This window comes from Algoriphagus sp. 4150, assembly GCF_031457395.1.
Lineage (GTDB): Bacteria > Bacteroidota > Bacteroidia > Cytophagales > Cyclobacteriaceae > Algoriphagus.
Genome location: NZ_JAVDWS010000002.1, coordinates 562,829 through 576,196, shown reverse-complemented (window position 1 = coordinate 576,196; position 13,368 = coordinate 562,829). Strand labels below are relative to the sequence as shown.

Annotated in this window: 11 protein-coding genes; 4 read left to right on the top strand and 7 right to left on the bottom strand. The window is 42.7% G+C overall.

The window, feature by feature from the left end:
• Nucleotides 1-91 precede the first annotated feature (91 nt).
• Entirely contained in the window at nucleotides 92-382 is a 291-nt protein-coding gene (locus J2X69_RS05785; protein ID WP_310099860.1) for a hypothetical protein, read from the top strand.
• A gap of 146 nt (nucleotides 383-528) precedes the next feature.
• On the opposite strand, the gene J2X69_RS05780 is transcribed toward J2X69_RS05785, so the two are convergent.
• From J2X69_RS05780 to accD, 7 genes are all read right to left on the bottom strand, one after another.
• Complete coding sequence (locus J2X69_RS05780) at nucleotides 529-1,854, bottom strand: pseudouridine synthase (RefSeq protein ID WP_310099857.1); 1,326 nt, start codon at nucleotides 1,852-1,854, stop codon at nucleotides 529-531.
• A gap of 336 nt (nucleotides 1,855-2,190) precedes the next feature.
• Nucleotides 2,191-3,003: an N-acetylmuramic acid 6-phosphate etherase gene (gene murQ, locus J2X69_RS05775; RefSeq protein WP_310099854.1), complete on the bottom strand. Its 813-nt coding sequence runs from the start codon at nucleotides 3,001-3,003 to the stop codon at nucleotides 2,191-2,193.
• A gap of 152 nt (nucleotides 3,004-3,155) precedes the next feature.
• On the bottom strand, nucleotides 3,156-3,998 hold the full coding sequence (locus tag J2X69_RS05770; RefSeq protein ID WP_310099851.1) for an N-acetylglucosamine kinase: 843 nt from the start codon (nucleotides 3,996-3,998) through the stop codon (nucleotides 3,156-3,158).
• Nucleotides 3,999-4,226 carry a cytochrome b5 domain-containing protein gene (locus J2X69_RS05765; RefSeq protein WP_310099848.1) on the bottom strand — a complete coding sequence of 76 codons (228 nt, stop codon included), beginning with the start codon at nucleotides 4,224-4,226 and terminating at the stop codon, nucleotides 3,999-4,001.
• Nucleotides 4,226-5,377 (bottom strand): formimidoylglutamase, encoded by a 1,152-nt coding sequence (locus J2X69_RS05760; protein WP_310099845.1) that lies wholly within the window; start codon nucleotides 5,375-5,377, stop codon nucleotides 4,226-4,228. Before J2X69_RS05760 ends, J2X69_RS05765 begins: the two co-directional genes overlap by 1 nt.
• An 83-nt stretch (nucleotides 5,378-5,460) precedes the next feature.
• Entirely contained in the window at nucleotides 5,461-6,765 is a 1,305-nt protein-coding gene (nqrF, locus tag J2X69_RS05755; RefSeq protein WP_310099842.1) for an NADH:ubiquinone reductase (Na(+)-transporting) subunit F, read from the bottom strand.
• A 132-nt stretch (nucleotides 6,766-6,897) separates the two neighbouring features.
• Nucleotides 6,898-7,740: an acetyl-CoA carboxylase, carboxyltransferase subunit beta gene (gene accD, locus J2X69_RS05750; RefSeq protein ID WP_310099839.1), complete on the bottom strand. Its 843-nt coding sequence runs from the start codon at nucleotides 7,738-7,740 to the stop codon at nucleotides 6,898-6,900.
• A 288-nt stretch (nucleotides 7,741-8,028) separates the two neighbouring features.
• Between accD and J2X69_RS05745 the strand changes: the two genes are divergently transcribed.
• The 3 genes from J2X69_RS05745 to J2X69_RS05735 all read left to right on the top strand — a co-directional run bounded on the left by J2X69_RS05745 (nucleotide 8,029) and on the right by J2X69_RS05735 (nucleotide 13,362).
• Nucleotides 8,029-8,673: a sigma-70 family RNA polymerase sigma factor gene (locus J2X69_RS05745; protein WP_310099836.1), complete on the top strand. Its 645-nt coding sequence runs from the start codon at nucleotides 8,029-8,031 to the stop codon at nucleotides 8,671-8,673.
• A 137-nt stretch (nucleotides 8,674-8,810) separates the two neighbouring features.
• Nucleotides 8,811-9,854 (top strand): FecR domain-containing protein, encoded by a 1,044-nt coding sequence (locus J2X69_RS05740; protein ID WP_310099833.1) that lies wholly within the window; start codon nucleotides 8,811-8,813, stop codon nucleotides 9,852-9,854.
• A 154-nt stretch (nucleotides 9,855-10,008) separates the two neighbouring features.
• The gene (locus J2X69_RS05735) at nucleotides 10,009-13,362 is read left to right on the top strand and encodes a TonB-dependent receptor (RefSeq protein WP_310099830.1); all 3,354 of its coding nucleotides are present in this window, start codon (nucleotides 10,009-10,011) and stop codon (nucleotides 13,360-13,362) included.
• Nucleotides 13,363-13,368 lie beyond the last annotated feature (6 nt).

The window sequence follows — 13,368 nt, the reverse complement described above, 5'->3', positions numbered from 1 at the left end:
ATTCAGGTAGATGCAGGATAGGGCTGTCTTTGCCAAATATCTTCCCGGCTCATAAAACCTGCTCAATGTATCTTTGATTGACCGTTAAGGCATGTTTGAGACCAGAATACGATTGATGCGCGCTCTGTGGTGGTCTGTGACTTCGCCGACCGACTTCGTGTCTTTATCAGAAAGAAAATACCACAATTGGGGAGCTATTGCCTACCGGCATAAGCACGGACGATCCGTAGTCTCAACACTGCGGATGGACATTAAAGAGAAAGGGCACTTGGGTAGTGCTATCATTGGTTTCTGTATCAATAGTTTTTTGATGATTTCCGGATTTAAGCCCGGAGGGATGATAAAAGTTGGTTTTTCTACCTCATCCCGGTCTGACAAATAGCGACATCCTCCCTACAGGAAACAGGTCTGATAGACAATTATTTCCGAACTGTGCCCGCTGCGAAAACCTTGGTTGGTGAGCTGGCCGAACTACTGTGTCCTCCGTGGTTAAAAAAGAAAAAAGCTCCCGATTTGGGAGCTTTTATACTATACAAAGAATTTCAAGCGGATCACTTCCTGCTCAGAGAGGAAGCGGTAATGTCCTCGCTTTAGATCTTTTTTGTCCAATCCTGCAAAAACCACCCGATCCAGTGCTGTCACCTCATAGCCTAAATGAGCAAAGAGCCTACGCACAATCCTGTTTCTTCCTATGTGAATCTCCAGACCAAGAATAGTTCTATCCAGAGATAAAACCTGCATATCATCCACATCTGCCTTTCCATCTTCCAATGTCAAGCCTTCTATAATCGCTTCTTCGTCCTTTTTATTCAAAGGCTTATCCAAGGTCACTTGGTAAATTTTCTTGATTTCGTTAGAAGGATGGGAAAGCTTAGCCGCCAATTCACCATCATTGGTAAACAACAATAATCCAGTGGTATTCCTGTCCAATCGCCCAACAGGGAAAATCCGCTCCTCGCATGCATTGCCAACAAGGTTCATCACTGTCTTACGGTCCATTGGATCATCGGTAGTCGTAATGAAATCCTTAGGTTTGTTCAGCAACACATAAACCGGTTTTTCGGGATTGATTTTCCTACCCTGATATACTACGCGGTCAGTTTTCTTTACTTTACGGCCAAGCTCAGTGCAGATTTCTCCATTCAGCGTCACCAATCCTTGGCTGATCAGTGCATCCGCCTCTCGTCTGCTACATATGCCGGAATTGGCAATGTACTTATTCAAGCGAATCAGATTATCCTCGTTCTCCAGCTTTTTCTTCTTCTGGGGAAGGGAATCAAAATTATAATCCGGTCTTTCTACGTTCGTATCCTGATCTACAAATCGTTTTTTGCCAAATCCTCTTGTCTCTTTCTTATCAGACTTGTAGGTAGGCTTGCCTTCGGCAAAAACCGGCTTTTGGTCCCGGCCACGTCCTTTGTAAATAAGTCCACCTGTCTTCTCGGAAGATTCAGGCTTGCCGGATTTAGCATCTCTTTGGTAAGGCTTTGGTCCTTCTGCCCCATCCTTTTTGGCAAAAAACTGCTTTTTCGGTGAGCCAAAGTCCTTCTTGTCGGAAAAGTCAGAACCTTGTTCTTTTTTATTTCCAAAAGGCCCCTTAGAGCCAAATTTCTTCTCTCCAATATTTTTAAACCCTTCTTTCTTGGGTCTTGGCTTTTTGCTGAAGTCAGAAAAGTCATCTTCACTTTTCCCGAATGGCTTCTTTCCAGGAACGGATTTGGAATAGCCCGCATCTTTGGACTTTTTAAATCCTCCGGACTTCCCTTTAAAACCGCCTTTTTCTTCTGATTTAGAAAAATTGGAATCTTTTTTCCCTTTGCCGAAAAACGGCTTTTTTGAATTGTTATCTTTCATAGAATTGCAACATCACTGCTGTATTGATTGTGTATAATTAAGCAATTGGCTATCAATCGCTTAATCGGGCTGCAAAGATACAGCCTATCCGGAGATATCTAATCATCTCTCTCAAAAATATTCTGGAAGTATTAGTCCAATGTTACTTCTAAAAAAACGAAAATATGTGTATCCGCTTAGCTGCAAGTGTGTATATGGAACCAATTATAATTCCGGTACGTGCATTCATGCGGATAGTCATAAAAGAAAAGCCTGCCGGGTTTCATACTAAGCATCTTGCAAGCCGAAAATTTTATCAAATCCGGATCGTGCAAACCCAGCTGGTTTTGGCAAACACTATTTCAGGTTTTTATAAAAATATTCAGTTGCCTTACGCACAGAGCCTTCACTAAGCAAGAGCCCCTTGGCAGTCTCTTCATCAAGTCCTGTCGCCTCCATGATCATTTTGGTCCCTCGCTGCACCAATTTGGCATTGGAAAGCTGCATGTCCACCATTTTATTTCCTTTCACTCTTCCCAGCTTGATCATCACAGTCGTAGAGATCATGTTGAGAATAAGCTTCTGGGCGGTACCGGCTTTCATCCGTGTGCTACCCGTAATGAATTCCGGGCCTACGACTGCTTCAATCGGATGATCAACTTCCCCGGAAAGTGGAGAATCAGGATTACAGGTGATGCTTCCTGTCAAAATACCTTTTTCACGGGCTGCTTTCACTCCTCCAATCACATAGGGAGTAGTGCCCGAAGCCGCTATTCCTATGACAGAATCATTGGGGTTGAATCCGTACTCCAGAATATCATTCCATGCCTGATCAGGATCATCCTCAGCATTTTCAACTGCCTTTCTGATCGCTGTATCTCCTCCGGCAATAAGTCCTATCACCATATCAAAAGGAACTCCATAGGTCGGCGGGCATTCAGAAGCATCCAATATCCCAAGTCTGCCGCTTGTACCTGCTCCGATATAGATCAAGCGTCCTCCTTTTTGCATTCTAGGCACAATTTGATTCACTAATCCACTGATGTTTGGGATTACTTTCTCCACTGCAGCTGGCACTTTTTTATCCTCGTTATTTATATTATGCAGCAAATCCAACAAATCCATTTGCTCCAAATTGTCATAATGAGAGGTGCTTTCGGTTACTTTCATGTGTTTATAATTGTTTTCTATTGGCCACATGGAATCTCGCTCGGTGAATAATCATCCCTCTGTGTGTTGTCTTCGACATGCTCGATTTCATCTGATTATTTTTTGATTTTAGAGGTCAGACATGCCTGCCTGGCCGGTAGAAAGGCTCGATTTCATACGATTTCCTGATGGTAAAGTGTCAAACCTGCTATGGGACTTTCGATAATTAAATTCACGTTGATCTGCACATCTGCCGCAGCTTTACGGAGAATATCACTGTTATAGTAGGCAATCGAACCCACAAAATTCACCGGTTTTTCAGTATAATCACTGTACTTCATCACATGCTGCTTGAAGAAGTCCTGAAAAGAACTGTAGTAGAGCATGTAGCAATACGGATTGGATTTATGCTCCGTGATAAATCTACAAAAACTAGCCATGTATCTGTTAGGAAACGGCTTCTGGTAGACATGCTCCTGAATGGAGATATTGGTGAGATTGAAGTTGTCAATCAAATCTTTCCTGATCTGGACAGGCATCTCCTCATTGATAAAATCCTTCAACAACTTCCTGCCCACATAGCCTCCACCTCCTTCGTCTCCGAAAATATAGCCTGGAGAAGGACGGGTGTCAACTATCTGTACACCGTCATAATCACAGCTATTTGATCCTGTCCCCAAAATACAGGCAATTCCTGCCCCGTGAGCACAGGTAGATCTTGCGGCTGCAATGAGGTCATGATCCACCGTGATATTAGCATGCGGGAAAACTGTCCTAAGCGCCGAAGTAACCTCATTCTTTCTATCCGGGGAAGAGCAGCCGGCTCCATAGAAATAAATTTCTTCAATTTCACCAGCCAACTTAATCAGGATATCATCCTGCATCTGAATTGCCATCTCCTCAGCCGTTTGATAATAGGGATTAAACCCAATACCCCGATGTTGGCTAATTCTTCGGTCTGCATGAATTACTCTCCAGTCCGTCTTGCTGGACCCACTATCTGCGATTAATATCATCTATGCTAATTGCCCAATGGCTTGAAATTTCCCAAATACTTTCTCTGTGTGCGGCGCGTCGGGCAATTCATCCGTAAGGTCCTGCCCTGCCCAATGTTCGTAGTGCATCCCCTTCTTCCAAAGCTTGGAACTGCTTACATCATAGATTACACCTTGGAAAGCGACCCATATTTCGGGCTTATCCTGACCATTACGCAATGCTAGCTGCTGTTTGGTGTAGATCTTCATCAAAGGAGCTTGATTTGGGCATTTATCCAGCGCTCAGGAATCTCACCTTTTTGAGCCATTTGATAATCAGCATAGCTACAAGGCACAGTACTCACCCGATCAAACTTCTCCGTTTCGTTCTGTGGGATTTCCATCCACCATTTACCGCTTCTTTTACTTTTGTAGAAAACAAGTGTGTTCGGTTTAGTATCCAACGAAACAGTGTACTTGGTGTAATCACTGCTTTTGAATGAAAGGCTGTCCTTGCGGGAATAAAACCCCTCCAAGAAATACCAGATCATCACCGAGACTACTTTTGCAGTCTTATTTGCCGCATCGTCATAATAGGGTTCATAACCATAGATCCCTATGGAACTGAGCTTCTCATTGGTACCCGCAAACCAACAAATCTGGCAGGCTTCTTCTGCTGTCAGTCCAAAGGGTTCAGCATTCACTGCACCCGGAGCATCTGCAGACTGTATAGCACATAAATCAAAACTCAATAAATCTGCATTCCTGATAAGCGGCTCTACTTCCTTGAATTCACTTCTCAATTCTCCCAAACGTACATGCTCAAAATAGAGCTTTTCGACCACATTGATCAGCGAGGGATCCACCAGAAAACTCTGATAGGCCAAATGCGCTGAGGAAAAGAGAAAATTTGGCTGGTGAAGAATGATTTCCTGAGTATGCTGATCAGCCAGTGGTCCTTCTTCTTCCATATCCAATTTGGCATCCACCGTCAATAGACTTACCAGCTTTTTCATTTTCTGATAGGACAAATATTGTCCATAATCCAAATCATGGGATCCTCCGAAATAAATAGGCAGAATCTGATGCTTCATCAGGAAGTCTCCCACTTCCTGCATTCGTTGGTAAGTATCGCTTAATTTCTCTCCGGAAATCAAGTCTCCCAAATCCGCCACCCGATATGGCCCAAGACCCTTTTTGAGATCGTAAAGCTTCTCCCTAATCTCACTACTGCCCCGGTCTGCACTCTCTATCTTCGCAAGTCCCCGATTCTCTTTGATGCCCACGAGGGCAATTTGAACTCCCTTAAGGTCAGGAAATTCCTCTCCGAAAAAATGGATTTGTTTGAAGAATGAATTTTCAGGATATTTTTTCTGCCAAAGGTATTCGGCTACAGGATCAAAGTAGGATTGGATATTCATATGGGGTAATAGTCTGTGGTAAAAATAATCAAAAATGGGTCTTAAATAAAAAATCCCGCCTGAGCGGGATCTTTTGTTTTATATCAGCCTCCGAAGTCATCAAATCGGATATTTTCCTGAGGAATCCCCAGATCATCCAGCAGCTTCAGTACTGCTGAGTTCATCAAAGGAGGCCCACATAGGTAATATTCTACCTCATCCGGCTCAGGGTGATCCTTCAGATAATTGTCATAGAGTACCTGGTGAATAAACCCAACGTATCCATCGGCATCCTTATCATCAGCCGACTTTTTAATCTTCCAGTTATCTTCAGGAAGAGGCTCCGATAGACCAATGTTAAATTGGAAATTAGGAAAATCTTTTTCGATATCTCTGAACTGAGGAACATAGAAAAGCTCCTTCTTAGATCTACCTCCATACCAGTAAGAAACTTTTCTGCCGGTCTTTTCTGTATGGAAAAGGTGGAAAATCTGTGCTCTCAATGGAGCCATCCCTGCACCACCGCCGATGTAAACCATCTCGCGCTGGGTAGGATTGATATGGAATTCGCCGTAAGGCCCTGAAATAGTTACTTTATCACCCGGAACTCTGGAGAATACATAAGATGAACAAACACCCGGATTCACATCCATCCATTTGTTATTCGCTCTATCCCACGGCGGAGTAGCAATACGGATGGTAAGCATGACGATATTACCTTCTGCCGGGTGGTTAGCCATAGAGTAAGCTCTAAACAATTCCTCGTCATTCTTCATCGTCAAGTCCCACAGACCGAACTTATCCCAGTCACTTTGGTACACATCATCAGGGTGACCAAGATCAGGATGCGGGGTGATATCCATTCCTTTGAAGTTTACCGTAACTACCGGCACATCTATCTGAATGTATCCACCTGCTTCAAAATCCAGCGTCTCCCCTTCAGGAAGCTTAACTTTAAATTCTTTGATGAAAGTAGAAACGTTGTAGTTGGAGATAACCTCACACTCCCATTTCTTGATACCGAAGATTTCTTCCGGTACGCGGATCTTCATGTCATTTTTCACTTTCACCTGACATGCCAAGCGGACGTTGCTTTGCTGCTCTGCTCTGCTTAAGTGGCCTACTTCGGTAGGAAGAACTTCTCCTCCACCTTCTTCGACCACGCATTTGCACATTGCGCAAGTGCCGCCCCCACCGCAAGCAGATGGAAGGAAGATTTTCTGGCCTCCCAGCGTAGAAAGCAGGGTGGTTCCCGCTGACGTCACTATTGGAGAGCTCTCATCGCCATTGATGATAATGTTGACATCACCTGAGTTGACCAGCTTAGACTGGGCAAAAAGGAGAATAAATACCAGTAGCAGTATGATTATCGTAAAAGCTACAATGGAGGTAATAATTACTGAACCCATGAAATTTTGGTTTAATTTTTCTTATGGATTGGCCCAATACGGGAGCACAAATATATTTATTAATCACTAAAAGAGACCAAATCTCCGGTCAAATTTGACCCGAATAATCAAATCCCTCTAATAGAATACTGATTAATTATTTAAAAGGTTAAGGAGCGTGGTCAATCGGCCTTTCAGCTGACGTCGATCTACGATGAAATCAAGGAATCCATGCTCTAAAACGAACTCGGAACTTTGAAAGCCTTTCGGCAAATCCTTTCCTATCGTCTCACGGATTACTCTAGGCCCCGCAAAACCTATCAATGCTTCAGGCTCTGCGATATTGAAATCTCCCAACATCGCATAGGAAGCAGTCACCCCACCCGTAGTAGGATCTGTAAGCATGGAAATGTAAGGTATTCCAGCCTGGTCCAGAAGCGCCAGCTTGGCAGAAGTCTTTGCCATTTGCATCAAGGAAAATCCTGCCTCCATCATACGGGCACCGCCTGATTTGGAAATCATCAGGAATGGAATTTTATTTTTCAGTGAGTGGTCGATCGCCCTGGCGATTTTTTCACCCACTACGGAGCCCATCGAGCCGCCGATAAAATTAAAATCCATACAGGCTATGACGATGTCCAAACCGTTCATTTTTCCCACAGCCGATCTCACAGCGTCATTCAACTCTGTTTTCTTGATCGTAGCTTCAATTCGGGAAACGTAAGGTTTAGTATCTGTGAATTTCAGAGGGTCTCCGGATGTCATAGTGGCATCGAGCTCCTTGAATTTGTTGTTGTCAAAAAGAATTTCGAAATATTCCTTCGAACCGATTTTCACATGAAAATCATCATCAGGACATACGTAAGCGTTATTCTTAAGCTCTCTAGTATGGATGATATTTCCATTTGGGGTCTTAAACCAAAGGCCATCAGGTGCATCTTTCTTCTCAGCTGTAGATGTTTTGATGCCTTTGTCAGTTCTTTTAAACCAAGCCATATTGAGTTTTTAGATTGTTTTTTTGACGAGTCAAAGGTTACAAATTTAGTCGTTAAATCCGTTAAATAAAACCTCCTTGGGATAAGGTGAAAAATTAGATCGCATAAAAGAAAACGATACGCTACTAAAAACAACTTTTGAAGTGATGGAAAGCGTAAGATGTTTTGTGTTGGCGTTTGTAGATTAATGAAGGGGAATTTGATTGCGCTTGAATGCAATAGGCTGATCATCCGAATTTTAATTCAAGAAAATTCTTGTTTCCTTTAAAGGACAATAAACCCTCTTGTGATGAATGTCGATTTACAAAACTCTACTTCCAAAGATTCGGAATTAGAGATTAATCCTAAAGACTCCCGCTCTTTTTCGAGTGATCTTGAAACTTGGAAAGCTTTTAAGTCAGGAAGTAATTCTGCTTTTATCTTCATTTATGAACGATATTTCGACAGTCTCTATAGTTATGGCATGCGGATAAATGGCATGGAAGATTTAGTCCGGGATGCAATTCATGATGTTTTTCTTGACCTGAAAAATAGCAGTAGTTCACTTGGTGATACTGATTCAATCAAATTCTACCTTTTTAAGTGCCTCAAAAGAAGAATATACAAAGAGTTAAAAACATGGTCAGGTCTGAAGCAGGAACTCGCCTCTCAAGATAGCTTCTCGATCACCTATTCTCACGAGCAAACCTTGATCGATAAGCAGATTGATCTGGAGATGAGCCAAAAAATCAATGCGGCAATTGCCGGTTTATCTCAGAGAAAAAGGGAAGCTATTTATTATGTCTACTTTGAGGGTATGTCTTACCTACAGGTATCTGAGCTAATGGAACTCTCAGATCCTAAATCTGCCAGAGATCTTGTGTATAAAGCATTGAAGTGTCTGAGAGAATCTTTAGGATTTCTACCTTTATTTTTTACTGAGTTTCTACCTTAAACAGACACTATATTTGGCAACTATATCGCATCCCATTCTCTTGTACCGAATATTCTGAAAAATAATTGATTTTTTTTGGCGTTGTTTTGAGACTTTTCTGCTTTACCTAGTGTAATCGCTTTTTAACACTGGAGTAAATGAGTCAAATAAACGACCTTTTGGAAGATCTGGAATTTGTTAGATGGGTAAAATATCCTGATAATGAATTGACTACTTTTTGGAAAAGTTGGATAGATGCAAATCCAGACCGAATTGAAGACGTCAAGCTTGCCAAAGAAATTGTTGTAGGTTTTCATTTTCCTGCACCTAAAGCTACTGAAGCAACAAAGAAAGAAGTTCTTACAAGGATTCTACGTAGCAGCAAAGACCTTACGGGGCCATCAAGCTATAGAATTCCGCTGCATCCGCAAATCAACAAATCCAGAATCCGGCAATTTCCAAGAGTCGCTGCAATTTTAATCGGTGCAATCTTGCTTTCCTTGATAATGATAAACCTTAAAAAGGATCAGAATCCAGCATTGGAACACACTGTGGCCCATTGGGTTACTAAAGAAACAAATGCAGGGGAAAAACTCAGTTTCAGACTTCCCGACCAAACAATTGTCTGGCTCAATGCAGGAAGCAGCTTGAGCTTTCCCGAATCCTTTGATTCCACAGTAAGGCTGGTGAAGCTGCGGGGGGAAGGTTTCTTCGAAGTGTCTGAAAATACCCTACAACCTTTTCAAGTATTATCTGACAGCCTAATCACCACTGCATTGGGTACTTCTTTCAACATCAATGCGAGGGGAAAGGATGAAGTAAAAGTCTCTTTGGTGACAGGAAAAGTATCTGTAAGCTATCAATCTGTCGACAAAGATTATTTTTTGACCCCGGGAGAGGAATTAAATTATAGCAAGACCGCCAATAAAGGAGATGTCAATCCATTTAACGATGAACTGGTATTAGGCTGGCGGTTTGGCAAGTTGATTTTCAAGAAGTCCAGCTTAAAGGATGTAAAAGAAAAGCTAGAGGAATGGTATGGAGTCGAAGTCAGCATCTCGGGAGCTCCCAAAAGCCATTGGCGCTTCAATGGAATCTTTGAAAATCAAACTTTGGAGAATGTATTAAAAAGCATGTCGAATATTGAAAACTTCCACTACAAGATTGAGAACAAAAAAGTAAGCATTGTATTTAATCCATAACGCATGAAATCAGCATTTATAGATGACTCCTAACAGATAAGCCAACCGATTAGATCAGTTGGCTTAAGGGTGGTCTTTGGGCAGTTAAACTATTGGGGAATAGAGAAACCCGCGGACCCAGTCTAATGAAATTTTCAATAAACCAATCAAAATTATGCATTTAAACTTACAAAAGACAATCTATATGTTGTCCAAGTACTTCTTGTATGGATTTATAGTTCAAATGATGGTTTTTAACTTTGTCTTGGCAACAAATGTTAATGGCCAATACAAGTCGATAGACCAGGTCCATATAAGGATTGACAAGGAGACGATTACCCTCAATCAGTTTTTTAAATCAATCGAAAAGCAAACACCATTTAATTTTTTATACGATACCGATCAGATCAATCCTTCCACTATCATAAACCTTCAGGAGCATTCAGGTTCGGTAGAAAGCTTTTTGAGGCAGGTTTCTTATCAGTCAAACTTGCGATTTCGGCAGGTGAACAACGGGATAGATGTCAAGGAAGACCCCGGTCTTCCCTATGTGACCATAGCTGAGCAGGCAGCAGAGGTGGAGATCAAAGGAACCGTATTGGACGAGGCCGGACTTGGTCTTCCCGGTGTTACAATTATTGTTCAGGGAACTGCTCAGGGGACCGTATCGGATGTGGATGGCAAATTCTCAATCGATGTGCCTGAAGGAGGTACGCTTGTATTTTCATTTATAGGCTTCGAGCAGCAAACTATGCAAATAGGCAATCAAACAGAGATTACCGTAACTATGTTAGAAAGCCTTTCGGCTCTTGAGGAAGTGGTGGTAGTAGGCTATGGTACACAAAAGAAAGTGAACCTTACCGGGGCGGTCAGTTCTATTTCCTCTGACGAAATCATCAATCAACCGGTAGGTCAATCATCCATGGTCCTCCAGGGAGTTGCTCCCGGCGTTACTGTCACCCAGCGAAGTGGGCAGCCGGGGAGTGATGGCGGAACTATCAACATACGGGGAGTAGGGACTATCGGAGATTCCAATCCTCTGATCATGGTGGATGGAGTGGAGACCAATATGAACAATGTGGATCCAAATGAAATAGAAAGTATTTCAGTTTTGAAAGATGCCGCTTCTGCGGCTATATATGGATCAAGAGCTGCAAATGGCGTGGTATTGATCACGACCAAAAGAGGCAAGGAAGGAATAAGCGTAAACTACAATATGTATGCGGGACTGCAGGTACCTACACGCTTACCGAAGATTGTAGGAGCATTGGACCATATGATGATGGCCAATGAAGCTTTTACCAACATCGGGAATGACCCTCAATATTCAGAGCAGTTTATAGAAGCTTATAGAGCAGGAATGCCTTCTGACCAATATCCTGATACGGATTGGCAGAAGTTGACGATGAGCAATTCAGCCTTTATGCAAAGCCACAACATAAGCGTCAATGCGGGAAACGATAAGGCTAAAGTTCTGGGATCTTTCAGTTACCTGGATCAAGATGGGATTATCCCCAATACCAGCTTCAAGCGCTACAATCTAAGGTTAAACTCAGACATTAATGTGACAGACAAGCTGAAGTTATCCATGGATATTTTCTTGAGGAAGTCTGATCAAATAGAGCCTTCAAGTGGTATTGGATATGTGTTTCACTGGATGAGAAGGATACCTGCAAACGAAGTTGGTGTGTTATCCAACGGGCGATATGGTGAAGGATGGAACGGCGATCATCCACTGGCAAGGGCTAAAGACGGGGGTATTAAAACGATTGAGATTCTGGAGACCATTTTGAACTTCAGGCTCAACTATAAATTGACAGATTGGCTTTCGGCTGAAGTGATGTATGCTCCTAAATTGTGGAATCCCCATGAAAAGAACTTTTCCAATATTACTCAGACTTATGCACGTGATGGCGAAACACCGACCTTTTTTGTACCCCAACGAAATTCATTGGAAGAAAGATATGATAGACAGTGGTACAATAACTTCCGGGCCATGGTTTCCATAGACAAAACCTTCAATGAAATCCACACTATTGGATTTGCCGGAGGCTATCAGCAGGAAGATCAGACTAACCAGTGGATCTCCGCATATCGCGAAGTATTTCCACTTCCCGACTATCAAGAGATCAATGCAGGAAACAGACTCAATGAGCAAACCGGAGGTTCTGCAAATCATTGGGCTTTACAATCCGTTTTCGCAAGAGCCACCTACAACTTTGATGAGCGCTATTTGCTGGAAGCGAATCTACGGAGAGATGCTTCTTCCCGCTTCGCTGATGGCAATAGAGCCAGTCTTTTCCCTTCTTTCTCTGCAGGATGGAGGATTTCAGAAGAAGCATTTATGCAGGGAACCAGCAGTGTGATTGATCAGCTAAAGCTTAGAGCCTCCTGGGGACGATTGGGCAATCAGAACATAAGACTTGATCCTACAAGACATCCTTCTGTAGGGCTTTATCCTTATACGGCGTTCATTTCACTGGGAGAAAGTGGGCAGGACTATGCCTTCGGTGGAGTACATGCTCCGGGCGCGGCATTGAACAGCATGGCTAATAAGGATATCCAATGGGAAACTACAGAGACCACCGACATTGGATTGGAATTCAATCTTTGGGGCAAGCTGGATGTCACTTTTGATTACTATAAGAGAAAGACAAAAGATATCCTTCTACCGCTCAATATTCCCTTGACAATTGGGCTAAGTGAACCTTTGCAAAATGCGGGAGTGGTACATAATACCGGATACGAGCTTATGCTGAACTACCGTAACCGGATTGGAGATTTTAATTATGGGGTGATGGTGAATTTTTCGGATGTGATAAATGAAGTCATTGATATGAAAGGTATTGAGAACACAGGAAATGTTGTCAATAGAGAAGGGTATCCGATTAGGTCATTTTTCGGATATGTGGCAGATGGATTCTTCCAGTCTCAAGAAGAAGTGGATAATCACGCCACTCAGTTTGGAAATGTAGCTCCCGGGGATATCAGGTATAAAGATTTGAATGGAGATGGTATGATCAACGACAGGGATCTTGCTGTGATTGGGAGCGATATTCCAAGGTACACCTATGGAATAAAATTGAACGGTGGATATAAAGGACTTGATCTGTCCGTATTTTTCCAAGGCGTAGGACAGGCTGACGGTTACTTGTATGGACAAGGGATTATGCCTTTTTTCCTGGGAGGAACAGTTCAGGAACAGCATAAAGACCGCTGGACCCCCGACAATCCCAATGCAAGGTATCCACGATTGGCCTGGAACCAGACCAATAACCAACAAAACTCCAGTTTCTGGATGAGCAACGCTGCTTATTTACGTCTTCAAAGCGTGCAGTTGGGTTATGTATTCCCTCCCCATATTCTGGAAAAATTGAATGTCCGGAATTTAAGGGTTTACCTAAGTGGACGTAACCTTTTTACGGTTACCAATTTTTATGAAGGGTATGATCCTGAAGCCCCCCGAAGTGATGGCGGGTGGTATCCACAGATGGCTGCCTATACCATGGGATTAAATCTCACCTTCTAAACCTCT

Excerpts from the sequence above, each read along its gene's own strand:
- J2X69_RS05785 (WP_310099860.1), top strand. The coding sequence starts at position 92 with ATGTTTGAGACCAGAATACGATTGATGCGCGCTCTGTGGTGGTCTGTG.
- J2X69_RS05780 (WP_310099857.1), bottom strand. The coding sequence starts at position 1,854 with ATGAAAGATAACAATTCAAAAAAGCCGTTTTTCGGCAAAGGGAAAAAA.
- murQ (WP_310099854.1), bottom strand. The coding sequence starts at position 3,003 with ATGAAAGTAACCGAAAGCACCTCTCATTATGACAATTTGGAGCAAATG.
- J2X69_RS05770 (WP_310099851.1), bottom strand. The coding sequence starts at position 3,998 with ATGATATTAATCGCAGATAGTGGGTCCAGCAAGACGGACTGGAGAGTA.
- J2X69_RS05765 (WP_310099848.1), bottom strand. The coding sequence starts at position 4,226 with ATGAAGATCTACACCAAACAGCAGCTAGCATTGCGTAATGGTCAGGAT.
- J2X69_RS05760 (WP_310099845.1), bottom strand. The coding sequence starts at position 5,377 with ATGAATATCCAATCCTACTTTGATCCTGTAGCCGAATACCTTTGGCAG.
- nqrF (WP_310099842.1), bottom strand. The coding sequence starts at position 6,765 with ATGGGTTCAGTAATTATTACCTCCATTGTAGCTTTTACGATAATCATA.
- accD (WP_310099839.1), bottom strand. The coding sequence starts at position 7,740 with ATGGCTTGGTTTAAAAGAACTGACAAAGGCATCAAAACATCTACAGCT.
- J2X69_RS05745 (WP_310099836.1), top strand. The coding sequence starts at position 8,029 with ATGAATGTCGATTTACAAAACTCTACTTCCAAAGATTCGGAATTAGAG.
- J2X69_RS05740 (WP_310099833.1), top strand. The coding sequence starts at position 8,811 with ATGAGTCAAATAAACGACCTTTTGGAAGATCTGGAATTTGTTAGATGG.
- J2X69_RS05735 (WP_310099830.1), top strand. The coding sequence starts at position 10,009 with ATGCATTTAAACTTACAAAAGACAATCTATATGTTGTCCAAGTACTTC.